Here is a 20,722-nt window from a genome sequence, read left to right as displayed (position 1 = left end):
ACTTGGACATATGTTGACGATTGTCAAAGAGAAATTACAGCTACAAAAACAGTAACTGTATTACCAGCACCAGCTGCTATGTTTGATGACGTAACAGATGAAGAAATTACATGTGATGAAGCTGCTTATTACAAGCCAGAGTATTTAGCGTACACTAATGATGCTGGGTCTGACACTTGTTTAATTGAAGGTGAAGTTTTAGGTGAAATCTCTGGTGAATACAATGAGTGTGGTGGAACATTAACTGTAACATGGTTCTACAAAGATAACTGTGAGCGTGAGATTACAGCTAGTAAAACAGTAACTGTATTACCAGCACCAGCAGCAGAATTTGCACCAGTAGAGAATGAAGAAATTACATGTGATGAAGCTGCATCTTATGTTGCAGGCTACTTATCATATAGTAACAATGCTGGAACTGAAGCTTGTTTAATTTCAGGAGAAGTTGAAGGAGAAATTACAGGAACTTACTCTGAGTGTGGAGGAACGTTAACAGTAACTTGGTTCTATAAAGATGATTGTGAGCGTGAAATTACAGCTACCAAAACAGTAACTGTATTACCAGCACCAGCAGCAGAATTTGCACCAGTAGAGGATGAAGAGATTACATGTGATGAAGCAGCATCTTATGTTGCAGGATACTTATCATATAGTAATGATGCTGAGACTGATGCTTGTTTAATAGCAGGAGAGGTTGAAGGAGAATTAAGTGGAACTTACACAGAGTGTGGTGGAGAGTTAATGGTAACTTGGACATTTATGGATGATTGTCAAAGAGAGATTACAGCTACAAAAATAGTAACTGTATTACCAGCACCAGCAGCAGAATTTGCACCAGTAGAGGATGAAGAAATTACATGTGATGAAGCTGCATCTTATGTTGCAGGTTACTTATCATATAGTAATGATGCTGAGACTGACGCTTGTTTAATAGCAGGAGAAGTTGAAGGAGAAATTACAGGAACTTACTCTGAGTGTGGAGGAACATTAACAGTAACTTGGTTCTACAAAGATGATTGTGAGCGTGAAATAACAGCTACAAAAACAGTAACTGTATTACCAGCACCAGCTGCAGAATTTGCACCAGTAGAAGATGAAGAGATTACATGTGATGAAGCAGCATCTTATGTTGCAGGATACTTATCATATAGTAATGATGCTGAGACTGATGCTTGTTTAATAGCAGGAGAGGTTGAAGGAGAATTAAGTGGAACTTACACAGAGTGTGGTGGAGAGTTAATGGTAACTTGGACATTTATGGATGATTGTCAAAGAGAGATTACAGCTACAAAAATAGTAACTGTATTACCAGCACCAGCAGCAGAATTTGCACCAGTAGAGGATGAAGAAATTACATGTGATGAAGCTGCATCTTATGTTGCAGGTTACTTATCATATAGTAATGATGCTGAGACTGACGCTTGTTTAATAGCAGGAGAAGTTGAAGGAGAAATTACAGGAACTTACTCTGAGTGTGGAGGAACATTAACAGTAACATGGTTCTACAAAGATGATTGTGAGCGTGAAATTACAGCTACCAAAACAGTAACTGTATTACCAGCACCAGCTGCAGAGTTTGCACCAGTAGAAGATGAAGAGATTACATGTGATGAAGCTGCATCTTATGTTGCAGGTTACTTATCATATAGTAACAATGCTGAGACTGACGCTTGTTTAATAGCGGGAGAAGTTGAAGGTGAATTAACAGGAACTTACACAGAGTGTGGAGGAGAGTTATTGGTAACTTGGACATTTATGGATGATTGTCAAAGAGAGATTACAGCTACCAAAACAGTAACTGTATTACCAGCACCAGCTGCAGAGTTTGCACCAGTAGAGGATGAAGAGATTACATGTGAAGAAGCTAATGTATACGAAGCTACATATTTATCTTACACTAATGATGCTGGAACAGAAGCTTGTTTAATTGAAGGTGAAGTTTTAGGAGAAATCTCTGGTGAATACAATGAATGTGGAGGAACATTAACAGTAACATGGTTCTATAAAGATGATTGTGAGCGTGAAATCACAACTAGCAAAACAGTAACTGTATTACCAGCTCCAGTAGCTGAGTTTGATCAAGTAGATGACATAACTATTGCTTGTGAAGATTTAGCAACATATGAGCCAGCTTATTTAGCATACTCAAATGGAGGTACTGTTTCTTGTGAAATTAGTGGTGAAGTTCAAGGTGTTGCAGAGCCTTTTGATGGAAGCTGTGGAATGTTTGAAGTTAATTGGTCATTCACTGATGAATGTGGAAGAACGATTACAGCTAATCGTACTGTAACAGTTATCGATGAAACAGCTCCAGTATTAGTAGGTGAATTACCTGAAGGTATTTCTAATATTGATGCATGTTATGCTGATCATCCAACTGAACCAACTGAAGAAGAGATTGCTGCATTATTTGAAGACAATTGTGGTAATGTAAATGTTACTAAAACAGTTGTAAGTCTTGGTGATGATTGTGATTGGGCAGTTATGTTCAGATACGAAGTTCAAGATGATTGTGGTAATTTTGCAGCTCCAGTTAAAGTTTACTATAACGGAGGAGACAAAACTGCTCCTGAGTTAACAGGAACGTTACCAACTGGTGAAACAGGAATGGAATTATGTTTTGATGAAATTCCAGAAGCACCAAAATCAAGCAACTTAGCTGAGTTATATACTGAAAACTGTAGTGAAGTTATCGTAACTGAATTAGAGCCAGTTATTACTGGAGATAATTGCTACTGGACAGCAACTTATACTTACACAGTAGAAGATGCTTGTGGAAACAAAGCTGAGAACATTGTAATTTACTACCAAGGAGGTGATACTACACCACCAGTACTTGAAGGAGATGTTCCAATGGGTCAAAATTCATTAGACTTATGTATAGATTCTGATTTAGGAGAGCCTTCTGAGGAAGATATCGCTGCGTTATATTCTGATAACTGTTCAGAGGTAATCACTGTAAACAAAATAGAAAAAGTTTACGGTACAGACTGTGAGTGGATTAGAGTATTTGAGTACATAGCTATGGATGAGTGCGGAAATGAGTCTGATATCATCAAAGTTAACTATCAAGGTGGTGATCAGTCACCTCCAGTATTTGACTTAGAATGTCAATTAGAAAGTTTCGAAATATTTACATCTAATGGAGCTGATTGTCCTGCTGAAGCTGGAATATCTCTTAACGTTGGAGATGAAATAGATGCATTCACATCATGGACTGTTGGTGGTGTTGAAATACTACCTATTGGAAGCTGTGTAAGTGATAACTGTACTGATCTTGGAGATATCATTATACGTGTTATCGGTAAAACTTCTACAGATGACAATTGTATCAATATGTTATCAATTTCATTTGAAGCTGAGGATGCTTGTGGTAAAATTTCTGAGCCATTTACTTGTACTTACAAAGTAATTGATGATGAAGCTCCTGAAGCACCTGCAGATGAAGAATTTACTTATGAGTGTACAGATGATGTGCCAGAAGCTATTGACTTAAAAGCTATCGATGCTTGTCAAGGTGAAATAGAAGGTGTGTTTAGTGAAACTAGTGATGGGCAAACTTGTCCTGAAACAATCACTCGTACATGGACATATGATGATGGATGTGGAAATGTTTCTGTAACTACTCATGTTATTACAGTGAATGATGTTACTGCTCCAGTATTAGAGTGTCCTGAAGATGTTGATTTTGGTGTAGTAACTGAAACTCCAACAGGATTTGCTGATAAAGCATTTTATACAGATAACTGTATAGCTGATGGCGCAACTCATGATTATACTGATAGTGAAATAACTGAAACAGTTAATAGTTCTTCAGTAGAAGGTGAATATATCTTCACTTTTGAAGAAGGTTACTTATTAAATTTAGGTAATGCTCCTACAGGAACTTCTAATGGATATCCACATTATACAGGTATTATTACAAGCCCAAGTGGAGATGTGTTACCTAACTATGGAACTATTTTAGTAGTGTACAATCCAAATAGTGGTGAGTATGACATTCTTCAAGACTTTGGACAAAATGATATTCAACCAGCTGGAACTGCAGATGCTGATGCATTTGACGGATGTGATGCGGCAGCTTGGACATTTACATCTAACACTGGACATAACAAAGCATTTACTTTAGAGTGCCCAGTATATTCAAGTTCTGTAACTTACACATTTACTCGTACATTTACTGCTGCAGATGATTGTGGTAACGAAGATGAGTGTAGTGTAACTTACACATGGACTATTGAAGTAGGTTGTGATGAAGAAGCTCCTGTTATTGAGTGTCCAGACGACGCTAACTTTGGTGAGAATCCAGATTTAGATAATAATGGTGTTCCTTATGGTGTAGCTACAACAGCTAACTATACTGATAACATGGATGAAGATGGAGTAACTACTACATATACTGATGAATTATCATCTGAAGAGTACTATGGAGAGTCTACTAATTTTGATATCTCATGTATACAAAATGGTTCACTGTTTGCGCTTGTTCATTTCGAAAGAACTGGATATGCTGAAGATGGTTATGCAATATATGCTGATGGTTATAGAGAAGATTATCCACAATATACTTATGATTTATACTACAATCATTCAACTAATAGATGGGAAGTATATGAATATGATAATGGTTATCTTTTAGGTCTAGTTTGGTATAATGTTACTGAAGATACTGCTCCTTCATGTAATCCATCAGACTGGGATATTGATGGTAGTGTATGTGACGGAATTTATGTTGATTGCGGTTACTACTATCTTGACTATACAGAGTATACATTAACTAGAACTTTCACTCAAACGGATTCATGTGGAAATGAAGGAGAATGTTCAGTAACCTATACTTGGGTTGAAGGTACAGAAGCTGAAAACAGACAAAGTAATGAGACAACTTACTCTACTACATCTAATGGTGCACAAATCTATGCAGGTGAAGTATCAGAAGAAAGAGTAAGCGAAGCTCTAGACTTTACAGCTTATCCAGTACCATTTGACAAAGAAGTTAATATTTCATACACATTTGACTTTGAAACTAATGTAACTATTGAGTTATTTGACACTAAAGGATTACTAATCTTAAGTGATACTAATAACAGATACGTTGCTGGTTCAAAAGGAAATACTAGATTTGATTTATCTAGAACGTCTAACCAAATGTTCTATGTTAAGTTAACAACTAGTCAAGGTTCAGTAACTAAGAAGATTGTATCTTCATCAGTTAAGAGACACTAATTATTTGGCAATAGCCAAATAAATGTTGATAGAAAAAGGCAGCTAGAAATAGCTGCCTTTTTTATTTGTGTATATTCAATATATTAAACTGTATGGTAGCTGTATTGGTAGTTACACTTTATTTAAATGCCCTTTCAAAGCAATAGTGTATTAATGATTATTAAAGTATGTACTAATAGATGTCTGTACATAAACCTATTTAAGGTTTATTGCTTTAAGATAGTTTCACTATAAGACATAAAAAAAGCTCATTTATTATAATGAGCTTTTAGTTTTATATATTAAAGAATTAAGATTCCTCAGAGTGTTGTTCGGACTTTTCAATAGTTATGGTTAGTTCATTTGTTTTAGAGTCTAAATCCATTAAAATTGTGTCGCCTTCATGTAATTGAGAATTGATAATTTCTTCAGCTAATGCATCTTCAATGTATTTTTGAATGGCACGCTTTAATGGTCTTGCACCATAATCTTTATCAAAACCTTTTTCAGCAATATAGTCTTTAGCTTTATTACTTAATTTAAGATCATAACCAAGATCTTTAATTCTAGCTATTAGTTTTACTAGTTCAATATCAATAATCTTATCTATATCTTCTTTTTCAAGAACATTAAATACCATTACATCATCAATCCTATTTAAGAATTCAGGAGCAAAAGCTTTTTTAAGTGCATTTTCTATAATACTTCTAGAGTTATCTTTAGCTTGAGATTCCTTAGCTGATGTACCAAAACCTACACCTTGACCAAAGTCTTTAAGTTTACGAGCACCAATGTTAGAAGTCATTATAATAATGGTATTTCTAAAATCGATTTTTCTTCCAAGACTATCGGTTAAGTAACCATCATCCAATACTTGTAGCAACATATTAAATACATCTGGATGCGCTTTTTCAATTTCATCAAGAAGCACTACAGCATAAGGTTTGCGTCTTACTTTTTCAGTTAGTTGTCCACCTTCTTCGTATCCAACATAACCAGGAGGTGCTCCAATTAATCTAGAAATTGCGAATTTTTCCATGTACTCACTCATGTCAATTCTTACAAGTGCTTCTTCGCTATCAAATAACTCTCTAGCCAATACTTTAGCTAACTGCGTTTTTCCCACACCTGTTTGACCTAAAAATATAAACGACCCAATAGGCTTGTTAGGATCTTTAAGTCCAGCACGATTACGCTGAATAGCTTTAACAACTTTTGAAACAGCTTCATCCTGACCAATAACCTTACCTTTAATAAGTTCAGGCAGTTTAGCTAATTTGTTACTTTCAGTTTGAGCAATTCTATTAACAGGAATTCCAGTCATCATAGATATTACATCTGCAACGTTATCTTCAGTTACAATTTCTCTATGCTGTTTGGTTTCTTCTTCCCATTTTTCTTGTGCAATGGCAAGGTCTTTTTCTAAACGCTTCTCGTCATCTCTAAGTTTTGCAGCTTCTTCATATTTCTGCTTTTTAACCACAGAATTTTTTGTAGCCTTAACTTCTTCAAGCTTCTTTTCTAATTCAAGAATTTGCTTAGGTACATCAATATTTGTTATATGAACTCTAGAGCCAGCTTCATCTAAAGCATCTATAGCTTTATCTGGAAGGAAGCGTTCAGTCATATACCTATTCGTTAATTTCACACAAGCTTCAATGGCTTCTGGTGTATAATCAACATTATGATGGTCTTCGTATTTTTCTTTAATATTGTTTAAAATTTCAATAGTTTCTTCAACGCTAGTAGGCTCAACAATTACTTTTTGAAAACGACGCTCTAAAGCACCATCTTTCTCGATGTATTGTCTATACTCATCTAGTGTTGTAGCACCAATACATTGAATTTCACCTCTTGCTAAAGCGGGTTTAAACATATTTGAAGCATCTAAGCTACCAGTAGCTCCTCCAGCTCCAACTATGGTATGAATCTCGTCAATAAAAAGTATGATGTCGTCGTTTTTTTCTAACTCATTCATCACAGCTTTCATACGCTCTTCAAATTGCCCACGGTATTTTGTGCCAGCAACTAAGCTAGCTAAGTCAAGCGTTACAACACGTTTGTTAAAAAGTATGCGAGACACTTTACGTTTTACAATACGTAAAGCTAACCCTTCAGCAATTGCAGATTTACCAACTCCTGGTTCTCCTATTAAAAGCGGGTTGTTCTTTTTACGTCTGCTTAATATTTGAGATACACGTTGTATTTCTTTTTCTCTTCCAACAACTGGGTCGAGTTTACCATCTTCAGCAAGTTCAGTAAGGTCTCTTCCAAAATTATCTAAAACAGGTGTTTTAGATTTTTTTGTTGTTTTTGATGAAGATTGTCCAAAAGGGTTTTGTTTAGAATCATCCTCGTCGTTAATATCATCGTCTGAAAAAGACTCAGCTTTTGGCGATTCTATAAAATCATCCTCGTTTGTAATCATAAATTTAAATTGTTCTTTTACGTTATCATAATCTACTTTAAGCTTGTTTAAAAGCTTAGTAGTAGGGTCATTCTCATTTCTTAAAATGCACAATAATAAATGTGCAGTATTAATTGATGTACTTTGAAATAATTTAGCTTCTAAAAAAGTAGTCTTTAAGGCACGTTCAGCTTGCCTAGTTAAGTGTAGGTTTTTCTTTTCGTTAGAAGCAGATGATATATTTGAATTTGCAGGGCTTAATATTTCTACCTTGCGCCTTAGATGATTTAAATCAATTTCTAAAGCTCCAAGTATATCTATCGCTTTTCCATTACCATCACGAAGTAGCCCCAACATTAAATGTTCGGTACCTATAAAATCATGGCCAAGGCGTAATGCTTCTTCTTTACTGTAAGCAATTACATCTTTGACTCTTGGGGAAAAATTATCATCCATGTTTAAAATCCTTTCTGCATTAAAAATAATAAAAACAAATAGATAATGTCAAAAACTATACCTTAAATGTTTTTATAGTAGCTAATAGAGTGAAAAAACTTCAAAAGTTCAAAACATTTAACAGCATACTTATTAACTAAAATAGTAGGTAATATTGTTAATAAAAAATGTCAAAAAAGGTGCTTAAAGGTGGCTCAAACACTATCAAAATACTTATATTAGCACGATTTGAAAACCTACAAAATTCTAATAATTTTTATATATGGCAGAAGGAGAAAAACTCATTCCAATTAATATTGAAGATGAAATGAAGTCGGCTTACATTGATTATTCAATGTCAGTCATTGTGTCACGTGCATTACCTGATGTAAGAGATGGTTTAAAGCCTGTACACAGACGTGTTTTATATGGAATGCATGAACTAGGTGTTAGATCTAATACCGCACATAAAAAATCGGCAAGAATAGTTGGTGAAGTTTTAGGTAAGTACCATCCTCATGGTGATACCTCTGTTTATGACACTATGGTACGTATGGCTCAAGAATGGAGTTTGCGTTATATGCTTGTTGATGGTCAAGGAAACTTTGGTTCTATAGATGGAGATAGTCCTGCAGCAATGCGTTATACTGAAGCACGTATGCGTAAAATATCTGAGGACATGTTGGCAGATATTGACAAAGAAACCGTAGATCATAAATTAAATTTTGATGATACTCTACAAGAACCAACGGTTCTTCCAACAAGAATACCAGGACTTTTAGTTAATGGAGCATCTGGTATTGCAGTTGGTATGGCTACAAACATGCCTCCACATAACTTAAGTGAAGTTGTAGATGGTACTGTAGCTTATATAGATAATAATGATATAGAAATTGATGAACTAATTACTCATATTAAAGCACCAGATTTCCCTACAGGAGGAACTATTTATGGTTATGATGGTGTTCGTGAAGCTTTTAAAACTGGTCGTGGGCGTATCGTAATGCGTGGTAAAGCCAATATTGAAGAAGTTCAAGGTAGAGAATGTATCATTGTATCTGAAATTCCTTATCAAGTGAATAAAGCAGATATGATTAAAAAAACTGCTGATCTTGTAAATGATAAAAAGCTTGATGGTATTTCAACCATTCGTGATGAGTCCGACAGAAATGGTATGCGTATCGTTTATGTACTTAAGCGTGATGCTATTCCTAACATTGTTTTAAATAAGCTTTATAAATACACTGCGTTACAATCTTCTTTCAGTGTAAACAACATTGCACTAGTAAATGGTAGACCGCAATTATTAAACTTAAAAGAGTTAATCCATCATTTTGTAGAGCACAGACACGATGTAGTTGTACGTCGTACTACTTATGAATTGCGTAAAGCAGAAGAACGTGCTCATATCTTAGAAGGATTAATTATCGCTTCTGATAATATTGATGAAGTTATTGCATTAATTCGTGCATCTTCAAATGCTGATGAAGCTCGTGAAAAGTTAATTGAACGCTTTAAGCTTTCTGAAATACAAGCTAAAGCAATCGTAGAAATGCGTTTACGTCAATTAACAGGACTGGAGCAAGACAAGTTACGCTCTGAGTATGATGAATTGATGAAAACCATTGAAGATTTAAAAGATATTCTTGACAAAAAAGAGCGTCGTATGGATATCATTAAAGAAGAGCTTCTTGTTGTTAAAGAAAAGTATGGTGATGAACGTCGTTCAATAATTGAATATGCAGGAGGAGATCTAAGTATCGAAGATATGATTCCTGATGAGCAAGTAGTAATAACTATTTCTCATGCTGGTTACATTAAGCGCACATCGCTTACTGAATACAAAACTCAAAATAGAGGAGGAGTTGGTCAAAAAGCTTCAACCACTCGTAATGAAGATTTCTTAGAACACCTTTTTGTTGGTACTAATCACCAATACATGTTGTTCTTTACCCAAAAAGGAAAATGTTTCTGGATGCGCGTTTACGAAATTCCAGAAGGTAGTAAAACATCTAAAGGTAGAGCAATTCAAAACCTAATAAATATTGAGCAAGATGATAAAGTAATGGCTTTCATTTGTACTCAAGATTTAAAAGATGAAGATTACATTAATAGTCACTATGTAATAATGGCGACTAAAAATGGTCAGGTTAAAAAGACAGCTTTAGAACAATATTCTAGACCTCGTACTAATGGTATCAATGCCATTACTATTAAAGAGGATGATGAATTGCTAGAAGCAAAATTAACTACAGGAAACAGTCAAGTTATGCTAGCCTTAAAGTCTGGTAAAGCAATTCGTTTTGAAGAAGCTAAAACAAGACCAATGGGTAGAAATGCATCTGGAGTTAGAGGTATTACTTTGGCTAACGATAAAGATGAAGTAATAGGTATGGTTGCTATTGAAAACCCTATGGAAGAGACAGTTCTTGTTGTTTCTGAAAACGGTTACGGAAAACGTACATACATTGATGATCCTGAAGACGGAGAAGCAGTTTACCGAATCACCAATAGAGGAGGTAAAGGAGTTAAAACAATTTCTATTACTGAAAAGACAGGTCATTTAGTAGCAATTAAAACAGTTACTGACGATGATGACTTAATGATTATCAACAAGTCAGGAATAGCAATTAGGTTAAGTGTTTCTAACTTAAGAACTATGGGTAGAGCAACTCAAGGTGTTAGGTTAATTAACTTAAAAGGAAACGATTCTATTGCTGCTGTTGCCAAAGTAATGAAAGATGAAAACGAAGAAGAAATTGACTCTGAAGTTGAGAATTCAGAAGCTCAAACTGAAGATGGCACAACTCTTGATAATTCACAAGACGAAAACAATTAATAACACTAAACATTAACTAAAAATGAAAAAACAAATAGTAGTTGCTTTAGCACTTTTACTAGGTTCTTTTACATATGCACAAAAGGATGAAATAAAAGCAGCTGAAAAGGCAATTAAATCTGGTAATTATGCTGATGCTAAATCGGCTATTAACTCTGCAGAAGCTTTAATAGCAAATGCAGATGATAAGACCAAGGCTAAATTTTACTTTATAAAAGGTCAAGCATTGTATGCTAATGGTAATAGTTCAGATGCTGATATGGATGCTGCAATTGAGAGTTTTGATATGGTTAAAACCATTGAAGAACAATCTGGAAAATCTAAATACTCAGGCGATGTAGATGAAATCAAGCAATCTATGTTATCGAAATTTTTAAGTGCAGCTAACAGTGCCTTAGAAAAGAAAGATTATATCAGCTCATCTAAAGGTTTTGAAAAAGCATACAAAATGTCTCCAAAAGACACGCTTTATTTGTATTACGCTGCATCTACAGCTGTAACTGCAAACGATTATGAAACATCTTTAAAGTATTATGAAGAGCTAAGAGATTTAGGGTATTCTGGTGTTGAAACAAGATATGTTGCAGTTAACAAAGAGACCAATGAAGAAGAAACTTTTGACACAGCTACGTTAAGAGATATTTCTGTAAGAGCAGGTTCTCATGTTAAGCCTGGAGTTAAAAAAACTGAATCAAAATCTGCTGAGATCATTAAAAACATAGCATTAATTTATGTAAACAATGGTGATAATGAAAAAGCTGCTACTGCAATAAAAGATGCAAGAAAAGAAAACCCAGATGATTTAAGTCTTTTGTTAACTGCAGCAAACGTTCAGTTAAAAATGGGAAACAAGGAAGAATTTAAAAAACTGATAGAAGAAGCAACTTTAAAAGATCCTGATAATGCTGAGTTACAGTATAATTTAGGTGTTATCGCTGCTGATGCTGGAGATATAGATGCTGCTAAAAAATATTACTCTAAAGCTCTTGCATTAAACCCTGGTTATGTTGACGCTAATAATAACATGGCTGTAGCAATATTAGGTGAGGAGCAATCAATTATTGAAGAGATGAACTCTTTAGGTAGTTCTGCTGCTGATAATAAAAGATATGATGAGCTTAAAGAAGCACGTTTAAGCATTTACAAAGAAGCTGTTCCTTATTTAGAGGCTACTTTAAAGCTTAAACCAAAAAATATTGATGCTGCTAAAACATTAATGCAAATTTACAGCGCAATTGATAATACTGTGAAGTTTAAAGAAATGAAAGCTTTAGTTGAGAAACTTGAAAGTGGAAACTAAACATCAGTAATAAACATAAAAAAGCCGCTAATTAATTAGCGGCTTTTTTTATATAATCTTTTTAATAACTCTTAGTTTATGTGTGTGAATGCGTCTATCAGTATTATAAATACCACTATGGTCTAACCTATCAATTCTTACTTTTCCATGAGCATGGATAATGTAGTTGTTTTCCATAATAATACCTACGTGTACAATGTTGCCTTCATCATTATCAAAAAAAGCTAAATCTCCTGGTTCACTTTCTTCAATGAAGCTTAAAGCTTGACCCTGTGTTGCCTGTTGAGAAGCATCTCTTAATAGTTTATAACCATTTAACTTATAAACCATTTGAGTAAATCCAGAACAATCAATACCAAAGGGTGTTTTTCCTCCCCATAAATAAGGAGAGTTTAAATATGTAAATGCTGTTGAAATTAAATTTTCCTTAGAAATTACTTTGTCAATAACATTTCCGTCATGTGAATGATTAAGAATGGATAGTCCGTTTAAGCAAGAACCTATAGGAATAGTAAAAAGGTTTTTAGCATCATCTTCTACGAATTCAACTAAATCAGAAGAAAGGATAGGGGTTTGACTTTCTAATGTTGAGTAAGATTCATTATCAATCTCAACATATTGTTTATTGTCAATCCATCCTTCATATTTATCATGAGCTAGACGAATTCTACTCCAAAACTTACGTTGTTCTAAAACTTTAAAGAATTCTCCATACAACACTTGAGAGACCAACTCACTTCTATCTGATGGCTCAAGTCTAAGAGGGATAATGCTTAAATTACAAATTCCGTATTGCATTAAATGTATTTAGTTGCGTTCAATAACAATTGCCGATGCACCACCACCACCATTACATATAGCTGCAGCACCAATTTTTGCATTGTTTTGTTCTAATACGTTTAAAAGTGTAATTATAATTCTAACACCAGAGCATCCTAATGGATGACCTAAAGATACAGCACCTCCATTTACATTTACATTACTATCATTCAACCCAAGAAGTTTAATGTTAGCTAAACCAACAACCGAAAATGCTTCATTAAATTCAAAAAAGTCAACATCGTCAATAGCAATACCAGCTTTATCTAAAGCTTTTGGTAAAGCTTTTGCAGGAGCTGTAGTAAACCATTTTGGTTCTTGTGCAGCATCAGCGTAACCCTTAATAGTCGCTAAAGGTTTTAAACCTAAAGCATCAGCTTTTTCTTTACTCATTAATACCATTGCTCCAGCACCATCATTAATGGTTGATGCGTTAGCAGCTGTTACAGTTCCATCTTTTGAAAAAGCAGGACGTAATGCAGGTATTTTTTCCATTTTTACATTAGTAAATTCTTCATCTTTACTAATAACTATTGCATCTCCACGACGTTGAGGCACTTCAACAGGAACAACTTCATTATCAAATTTTCCTGCTTCCCAAGCAGCAGCAGAACGTGTGTAAGATTGAATTGCATAAGCATCTTGGTCTTCACGTGAGAAACCGTATTCAGTAGCACATGCATCAGCACAAACTCCCATTGCATTTTGGTCGTATGCATCTACTAAACCATCTTTTTGCATACCATCTACTAATGAGGTAGGTCCAAATTTAGTACCAGTTCTTGCATGTAAATAGTGAGGTATTAAGCTCATGTTCTCCATTCCACCAGCAACAACAATATCAGCATCACCTAGAGCTATAGATTGAGCAGCTTGCATAACAGCTTTCATACCTGAAGCACAAACTTTGTTTACAGTAGTACATGGAACAGAATCAGGAATTCCAGCAAAAATTGCGGCTTGTCTTGCTGGTGCTTGACCAGTTCCTGCCTGAACAACATTTCCCATTAAAACTTCATCAACTAATTCAGGTTTTAAATTTATTTTATCTAGTGCGCCTTTTATTGCTACAGCTCCTAGTTTTGGAGCTGGTATTGTAGATAAACTACCTAAGAAACTACCTATTGGAGTTCTTGCTGCAGATACAATTACTACCTCTTTACTCATTATAATATACGTTTGTTTTTTATAGGTGTAAAATTAATCATTTTTTTGTAGAGTTAAGAATGAAAACACTATTATAAAACTAATATTACTTTCAAATTTTATTACATTTGGTAGCATAGTAAAAAGGCTTTATGAAGGAATTGATAAACAAATGGTATAGAAATCACGCACTTATCTATAAGGTGCTTTTATTTTTAAGTACTACATTTTTAATAGTGTATTTGTTTCCTAAAAGTGGAAAATTTAAATACAATTTTGATAAGGGAAAACCTTGGCAGTCAGAAAATTTATATGCGCCTTTCAATTTTGCAATTAAAAAGACTGCAGAAGAGTTAAATGAAGAAAAAGCTACAATTGAAAGTAATAGTACTGTTTATTTTAATATAAATGAAACTACTAAAAAAGATGTTTATAAAGCTTATAATGAAGAGTTTGACAAGGTTTTTTCCGACAGTATTTCTAGGGCAAATACTTCATTATACTCAATTGGAGAGTCTGTTTTAAATCAAATTTACTCATTTGGTGTTTTAGATGAAGAATATAATTATGACTCTAATAAAAAAGTAGTTTTACTTAATAATCAAAAACAAGTTGCTACCACTTTTTATTCTGAACTCACAAAAACTGATGCATTTAGGTCTATATTAGAAAAGGCTTTACAAAACTCTAATAATGCAAGTTATACAACAAATTTTGTATCTCTGTTTTTTGATATCGTAAAGCCAAATTTAACTTTAAATAGTTCTATAACTGATAATGCGCTTCAAGAAGAACTAAATAGAATATCACCAACAAGAGGAAGTGTTGAAAAAGGAACACTGTTAATATCAAAAGGAGAACTTGTTGAAGGTAAAAAATACGATGTTTTAAAATCTTTAGAGTCCGAATATGAATCTCAAGTTTGGAGTGAGTCTAACTATAATTGGGTAGTTTTTGCCTATGCTTTACTAGTTGCTTTAGCGTTATTGATGCTGTTACTGTTTTTAAGAAAATATAGAATGAAGGTGTTTTTAGATAACACTAAGGTGACATTTATTTTCTTCAATATTATTTTAATGGTATTGCTCACAACATTGATAATTAATTACAATGCTAAATATGTTTATGTAGTTCCGTTATGTGTTTTACCACTGGTTTTAAAAGCATTTTTTGATGCACGTTTAGGTTTATTTGCTCATGTACTAACAGTTTTATTATTAGGTTTTATAGTCCCTAATAGTTATGAATATATGTTTTTGCAAATTATTGCAGGAATTGTAACTATACTTACAGTTTCTGAATTGTATAAAAGAGCAAATCTATTCATATCTGTTGGTCAAATTACACTCATATATATTATTGCATATTTTGCGTTTTTTGTAATTCATGAAGGAAGTATAACCAATATTCAACCAGAAACATTTGGTTTATTCATTTTATGCGGACTAGCAACCTTGTTTGTGCAACCGTTAATATATATTTATGAAAAAGTATTTGGTTTAGTATCTGACGTGTCACTGTTGGAATTATCTGATACAAATACAAAATTACTGAAAGAGCTTTCAAATAAAGCACCAGGAACGTTTCATCACTCCTTAAACGTTGCAAATCTAGCCGAAGCATGTGCAAATGAGATAGGAGCCAACGCAATGTTGGTAAGAGTAGGAGCATTATATCACGATATAGGGAAAATGAAAAATCCTACTTACTTTACAGAAAACCAATCAACAGGAATTAACCCTCATGACGAATTATCGCCTAAAGAAAGTGCTAAAATTATCATTGACCATGTAATTGATGGAATAGAAATTGCTAAAAAAAATAATCTTCCTGATAGAGTTATTGATTTTATTAGAACACACCATGGTTCAAGCTTGGTGTACTATTTTTATTTAAAAGAAAGAGAATTAAATGAAGATTTAGAAAAAGATGATTTTAGATACCCTGGACCAAAACCATTCAGTAAAGAAACAGCTATACTTATGATGTGCGATAGTGTTGAAGCTGCTTCAAAGAGCTTAAAAGAACCTACATCTACTAAAATTGACAAGTTTGTTGAAAACATTATAAGTAAGCAAATGGAAAGTGGTCAGTTTTTAAATGCTAACATTACTTTCAAGGAAATTCAATCTATCAAAAAAATTCTAAAAAGTAAACTCGCTAACATTTATCATTTAAGAATAGAATATCCTGAATAAAAAAAAGCCATATCGTTTGATATGGCTTTTTTGTGATCGCGACAGGATTCGAACCTGTGACCGTCTGCTTAGAAGTCCCTAAAATATCATTTCCTTTGTTTGGTGTATAGCTTCATATAATTGATTAGCAGGTGTTTATAAAATTTATATTTTCTTTTGATTTCTTATAAATGTACTTTTTTGACCAAAAATTGAACCTATATTGAACCCAAAATGAGGTAATTTTAACTCAATATGCAAAGCTGCAATTATTGCAAAATTTGCAAGTTTGTATTAAACGTAACTATCAAAATATTCAAATTGGGTTACGTCCAAAATTGGTGAATAGAAAATTTCAGATTTAACCTGATTATCAAAAATTGCATCATTTTCTGATGGTGCAATATGGTTCAATAACTCAATTAGTACATTCCCGTAAAACTGGATTTTAACTTTTGATAAAATATCAGCATTGTAAAGTAACTGAATATATTTTACTTTAAATCCAAAAATATACTTTATGTCTTTATCAATATACTCGTAAACATCATAGCTATACTTCCCAATTATAACTTCGTTTATAGAGCATACACTAAATTCATTAAGTTCGTACTGTTCACCAATTGTAAATGGTAGTCTTTTCTTTTTCATAACAACTGGGTATAAAAAAACCGCCAATTCCTTGACGGTTTTAATTTTAAAAAAGATTAATATTAATTCACAAGTGTTTCATGTTCTAATTCCGATGTAGATGCATTAAACAAAATTGTAACCTCATAATAAATATCTCCACAATGTACCAGCCATGTTGGAATATCTTCATTGACAAGAACTTCTTGTGTTTGATTGTTTGTTACCTTGAAATGTAAGTCATTAAAAGCATCTCCTTCTCCTTCTTGTAAATTGTTAGGATTATAGTCAGTAAGTATTAATCTTACCCCTATATTATTTCCTGATAAATCTTTTAAAAAGGTTTCGGTTTCATCATTAGAGCCTTCTGCATTTATAGTAGAATTGACATTTCCATTTTCGAGAAACTCAATTGTTACTTTTGAGGTAATAGGGTCAATACACCATTGGGCAACATACTTGCCACTAATCTCAACGTTATATGTTACTTGCTGCTCTTCATTTGAGTCATCATCACTTGAGCAACTTAAAAATGTAATGAGTAACATAGTAATAACATAAATTGATTTTTTCATAATAGTTAGATTTAAAGGTTAATTAAGTTGTTTTAAATTAAGTTCTTCCAATAATACCCAATAGAGATTATTGAAAATATTAGTAAATTCAATAGTGTATCTGAAATCGTTTCTATCTATACTTATTCCATAATCATTATCAAGTGAAAACATGAAGTATTTCTTTGCTCCTAAATGCTCATTCTTGGCTAACCATTCCTTTACTTTTTCAGATTGATTTTTAATGCCTTTATAAATAGCCATTTCTTGTTTGAAGTAGTTTTCATGTTTATGCAAATCTGTAATCTCATTTAGTGTGTTATAGATTTTCAAAAACTTTTCATTTGGAGTTCTTATATCATAGTAATCAGGTAATCTAATCCACTTACCATCTATGAAGTGCATAAAACGTTTTGATTCTTCTTCCTTTATTCTGTTATACTCATCTTGGTGTTTTAGTAACCACCATTCAATTTTAGATATATTGTATGTAGTACCATTAACGAGAGAATTCAGTTCTTGTATGTAGATATGAACAAATCCCAATTAACTTATATCTTCCTTTTTAAAATTTACTAATTGAGTATAAAGATTTCTTCTGTCGATAATTATTGCCAATAGCATTAATGCAATGAATGAAATGATAAACCATTCCCAATTGAACTTGAACCTTGTTCTGTATGATTTTAAACTAAAAAAACTCGTTTCCGCTCGATAAGCGTCAACCATCATCTCTCTTTGTCCCTCATTTCCTGATTTTGCTATCTTCTTTAAAACATAAAAATCATCAATTTTTTTATGTTTAAAGCCAAAATATATACCTGTTGACATCGAAATTATACCTGCAATTAGGTAATAGAATATTTTGTTTTTCATCACTTAATAATATCTAATTTAAAGTTCAAATATATTCATTTATCATTTATGATAACCAAATAGTTGTCATAAACAACAACTTTGTTTGTCAACTAATCATAGAAATGACGGACAAAAAGAAATTACAATTAGCTGTTGGTAAGCGTATTAAAGAGTTAAGAGAAAAACAGAAGATTCAGCAACAAGATATTGCGGCAGCTTGTAACATAGAAAAGTCAAACTTTAGTCGCATTGAAGCTGGTAACACTAATCCAACGATCTACACTTTGAGTAAAATTGCTGACAGATTATCTATCTCTCTTTCTGAACTCCTTGATTTTAAAAAGAACAAAAAATAGCTATTTATAATAATCTAGATTCTTCAATCTATTCTAAAAAGTAGCTGAAAATAGGGTGTTTTGACTTCAATCACATTTGTGCATTATCTGCAAAACTGTAATAATCATCTTTTGAAAGTATAATATGGTCAAGTACCTGAATGTCTAAATGCTTACCAGCATCCTTTAGTTTTTTAGTTAATCTTAAATCAGTTTCACTTGGTTTTAAATTTCCTGATGGATGATTATGTGCCATCACAATACTTGAAGCATTACATTTTAAAGCTACGCTAAAAACCAATTTAGCATCTACAACAGTTCCTGAAATTCCACCTTTTGACAAAGGATAAATACCGAGTACCTGATGGTTTCTATTTAATAGTAATACCTTGAACTCTTCCTGAAGCTCTATGGTGTTCATATTCCAACAAGATTTAAGCAATTCATAAGAATCTTTACTATGCCTGATTTTAACTTTATTAGTATTTCCTGATGTATAGGAAACCTTGATTTCTTTAATTGTATTCATCATTAAAAAATTAAAAAGCCCAAAACTTGACATCTTGGGCGTTGATTAATCTAACCTGCTATTAAAGGATGATTTTCTTCTTTTACAGCTTCACTGTTTACAAAATCATCAATAGTAGATTCACTCATATCTTCCCTTGCTGATGGTGCATCTGGAACATATTGATACCTGTGTGACAATTGAATAATCTCACCTGTTTCCTTAATGGTGTAATCATAAGGTTCACATTCAATTTTGGCTATTTCACCAGAAATTTCTGTTCCCAATAATGACTTGCAGGTTTCTTCATCAAAAGTTGATGAAATGGATGCTTTTCTTGCAGTGGCATAGAAGTTATTAGTTTCTCTACTTTGCACTAATTCTACACCGCCTTGAATGATTAAAGCAAAGAATACATTGCCATCATCAGATTCTCTTTGTTGATAGTTTACAATTCGTACCATGATTTTAAAATTTTGAGTTGAACATTGATTTGTATCCCAAGACAAGTACCATCAGCAAAAGAATAACAGCTATCACCTTGTTATAATTCTTGCTGACAACAAAAATTTTGGAATACACACAAAGGGGGAGGTATCCCTTTCGCTGATGCTAGTGGGGGTGTTTAGCCAGGGTAGTTTGAGCTTGAACTATTGAAATGAGAAAAAAATTTTAAAAAAAATTTAGTTTTAAACTAATGGGTCAATTTCATCAGCTTTTTTATTAGCCCATTTTAAATATTCCTCTTGTTCGAGGTTTAAAAATCCAGAAGTTGTAAATTTTGCTTTATATACTTTAAGATAAGTACGAATAATATTTGCTATATTGTGATTATTGGCATCTGTAATGAGCTTATTAAGTTTTTCATTTTCAATAGCCTCTAACCTTGCTTTTTCTTCTTCAATCTTACGCTGAATTTCTTCTTGCTCCTTTCTTATTCTATTTCTTTCCCAACACTCTGCTGTATGTTTACTATCTTTTTCGATATAATCATAAATAGATTGAAGATAATCTTCTAAAGTTTTTGTTTTTCTATCAATCCAATTTTTAAAATAAGCAGAGCCAGCTTGAAATTCAAGTTTGTTACTTTTTTCATAAGTGTCTGTGCCATATCCTGAAGAGTCTTTAATTCGTTTTCTAAAATACTTTTGTCTTAAATTAATCTGGGTTAAAACACCATACATTTCAATATTGCATCTTTGGTACTCAAACTTAATACTGTGATTGTTCTCCTCAAGTTTTTTAACCAAAGTATCCATGAATTTCAATGCTCTACGTCTTAATTTTGGTTCGGTATGAATTGGCAAAAATTCACCATTAAATTTTCTCCATTCATCCCAGCTAACATGTTTTAATTTATCCAATCTTTCTAATTCTATTTTGGTTTTTTGAACAAGTGGATGATAATAAGTACGCATAACTATATTTATTTAAAAATAGTCAAGCTACTTTAATCAAAAAATCATGTGATATTTTTTTTAAGTTTTTATAATCATTAGATTTATACTC

15 protein-coding genes are annotated in these 20,722 nt (G+C 33.0%); 5 read left to right on the top strand and 10 right to left on the bottom strand.

The window, feature by feature from the left end; all coding sequences use genetic code 11:
* The coding region (locus OD803_RS13830; RefSeq protein WP_262733942.1) for a T9SS type A sorting domain-containing protein at window positions 1-5,226 on the top strand (5,226 nt) is incomplete at its 5' end.
* A gap of 289 nt (window positions 5,227-5,515) precedes the next feature.
* On the opposite strand, the gene OD803_RS13825 is transcribed toward OD803_RS13830, so the two are convergent.
* A complete protein-coding gene (locus OD803_RS13825; RefSeq protein WP_131506601.1) occupies window positions 5,516-8,068 on the bottom strand; it encodes an ATP-dependent Clp protease ATP-binding subunit in 2,553 nt (850 codons plus the stop codon).
* Between the two features lie 262 nt (window positions 8,069-8,330).
* On the opposite strand from OD803_RS13825, the gene gyrA reads away from it, so the two are divergent.
* Entirely contained in the window at window positions 8,331-10,886 is a 2,556-nt protein-coding gene (gyrA, locus tag OD803_RS13820) for a DNA gyrase subunit A (protein WP_129759972.1), read from the top strand.
* 22 nt (window positions 10,887-10,908) lie between these two features.
* Window positions 10,909-12,186, top strand: coding sequence for a tetratricopeptide repeat protein (locus tag OD803_RS13815; RefSeq protein WP_262733940.1), 1,278 nt, complete (start codon window positions 10,909-10,911; stop codon window positions 12,184-12,186).
* Between the two features lie 48 nt (window positions 12,187-12,234).
* On the opposite strand, the gene OD803_RS13810 is transcribed toward OD803_RS13815, so the two are convergent.
* Window positions 12,235-12,984: a C40 family peptidase gene (locus OD803_RS13810; RefSeq protein ID WP_262733939.1), complete on the bottom strand. Its 750-nt coding sequence runs from the start codon at window positions 12,982-12,984 to the stop codon at window positions 12,235-12,237.
* Between the two features lie 9 nt (window positions 12,985-12,993).
* Entirely contained in the window at window positions 12,994-14,172 is a 1,179-nt protein-coding gene (locus OD803_RS13805; RefSeq protein ID WP_262733937.1) for an acetyl-CoA C-acyltransferase, read from the bottom strand.
* 131 nt (window positions 14,173-14,303) lie between these two features.
* Here OD803_RS13805 and OD803_RS13800 point away from each other — a divergent pair, with 131 nt between their 5' ends.
* Complete coding sequence (locus tag OD803_RS13800) at window positions 14,304-16,349, top strand: HD family phosphohydrolase (protein WP_262733935.1); 2,046 nt, start codon at window positions 14,304-14,306, stop codon at window positions 16,347-16,349.
* Between the two features lie 273 nt (window positions 16,350-16,622).
* On the opposite strand, the gene OD803_RS13795 is transcribed toward OD803_RS13800, so the two are convergent.
* The 4 genes from OD803_RS13795 to OD803_RS13780 form a co-directional block, all read right to left on the bottom strand.
* Window positions 16,623-16,979, bottom strand: coding sequence for a hypothetical protein (locus OD803_RS13795; protein WP_262733933.1), 357 nt, complete (start codon window positions 16,977-16,979; stop codon window positions 16,623-16,625).
* Between the two features lie 62 nt (window positions 16,980-17,041).
* Window positions 17,042-17,533, bottom strand: coding sequence for a hypothetical protein (locus tag OD803_RS13790; protein ID WP_262733931.1), 492 nt, complete (start codon window positions 17,531-17,533; stop codon window positions 17,042-17,044).
* An 18-nt stretch (window positions 17,534-17,551) separates the two neighbouring features.
* The gene (locus OD803_RS13785; protein WP_262733930.1) at window positions 17,552-18,058 is read right to left on the bottom strand and encodes a hypothetical protein; all 507 of its coding nucleotides are present in this window, start codon (window positions 18,056-18,058) and stop codon (window positions 17,552-17,554) included.
* Window positions 18,059-18,388, bottom strand: a complete 330-nt coding sequence (locus OD803_RS13780) for a hypothetical protein (protein ID WP_262733929.1) — start codon at window positions 18,386-18,388, stop codon at window positions 18,059-18,061.
* A 104-nt stretch (window positions 18,389-18,492) separates the two neighbouring features.
* Here OD803_RS13780 and OD803_RS13775 point away from each other — a divergent pair, with 104 nt between their 5' ends.
* Window positions 18,493-18,726: a helix-turn-helix domain-containing protein gene (locus OD803_RS13775; RefSeq protein WP_262733928.1), complete on the top strand. Its 234-nt coding sequence runs from the start codon at window positions 18,493-18,495 to the stop codon at window positions 18,724-18,726.
* Between the two features lie 70 nt (window positions 18,727-18,796).
* Here OD803_RS13775 and OD803_RS13770 read toward each other — a convergent pair whose 3' ends face one another.
* The 3 genes from OD803_RS13770 to OD803_RS13760 all read right to left on the bottom strand — a co-directional run bounded on the left by OD803_RS13770 (window position 18,797) and on the right by OD803_RS13760 (window position 20,631).
* The gene (locus tag OD803_RS13770; protein WP_332006944.1) at window positions 18,797-19,234 is read right to left on the bottom strand and encodes a JAB domain-containing protein; all 438 of its coding nucleotides are present in this window, start codon (window positions 19,232-19,234) and stop codon (window positions 18,797-18,799) included.
* Between the two features lie 50 nt (window positions 19,235-19,284).
* Window positions 19,285-19,677: a hypothetical protein gene (locus tag OD803_RS13765; RefSeq protein WP_262733926.1), complete on the bottom strand. Its 393-nt coding sequence runs from the start codon at window positions 19,675-19,677 to the stop codon at window positions 19,285-19,287.
* 225 nt (window positions 19,678-19,902) lie between these two features.
* Entirely contained in the window at window positions 19,903-20,631 is a 729-nt protein-coding gene (locus OD803_RS13760; protein WP_262733925.1) for a hypothetical protein, read from the bottom strand.
* Window positions 20,632-20,722 lie beyond the last annotated feature (91 nt).

The organism is Gaetbulibacter sp. NE (assembly GCF_025548475.1).
GTDB classification, from domain to species: domain Bacteria; phylum Bacteroidota; class Bacteroidia; order Flavobacteriales; family Flavobacteriaceae; genus Gaetbulibacter_B; species Gaetbulibacter_B jejuensis.
Note: the sequence above shows the minus strand (reverse complement) of the source record. Positions and strands in the feature narration are given on the sequence as shown.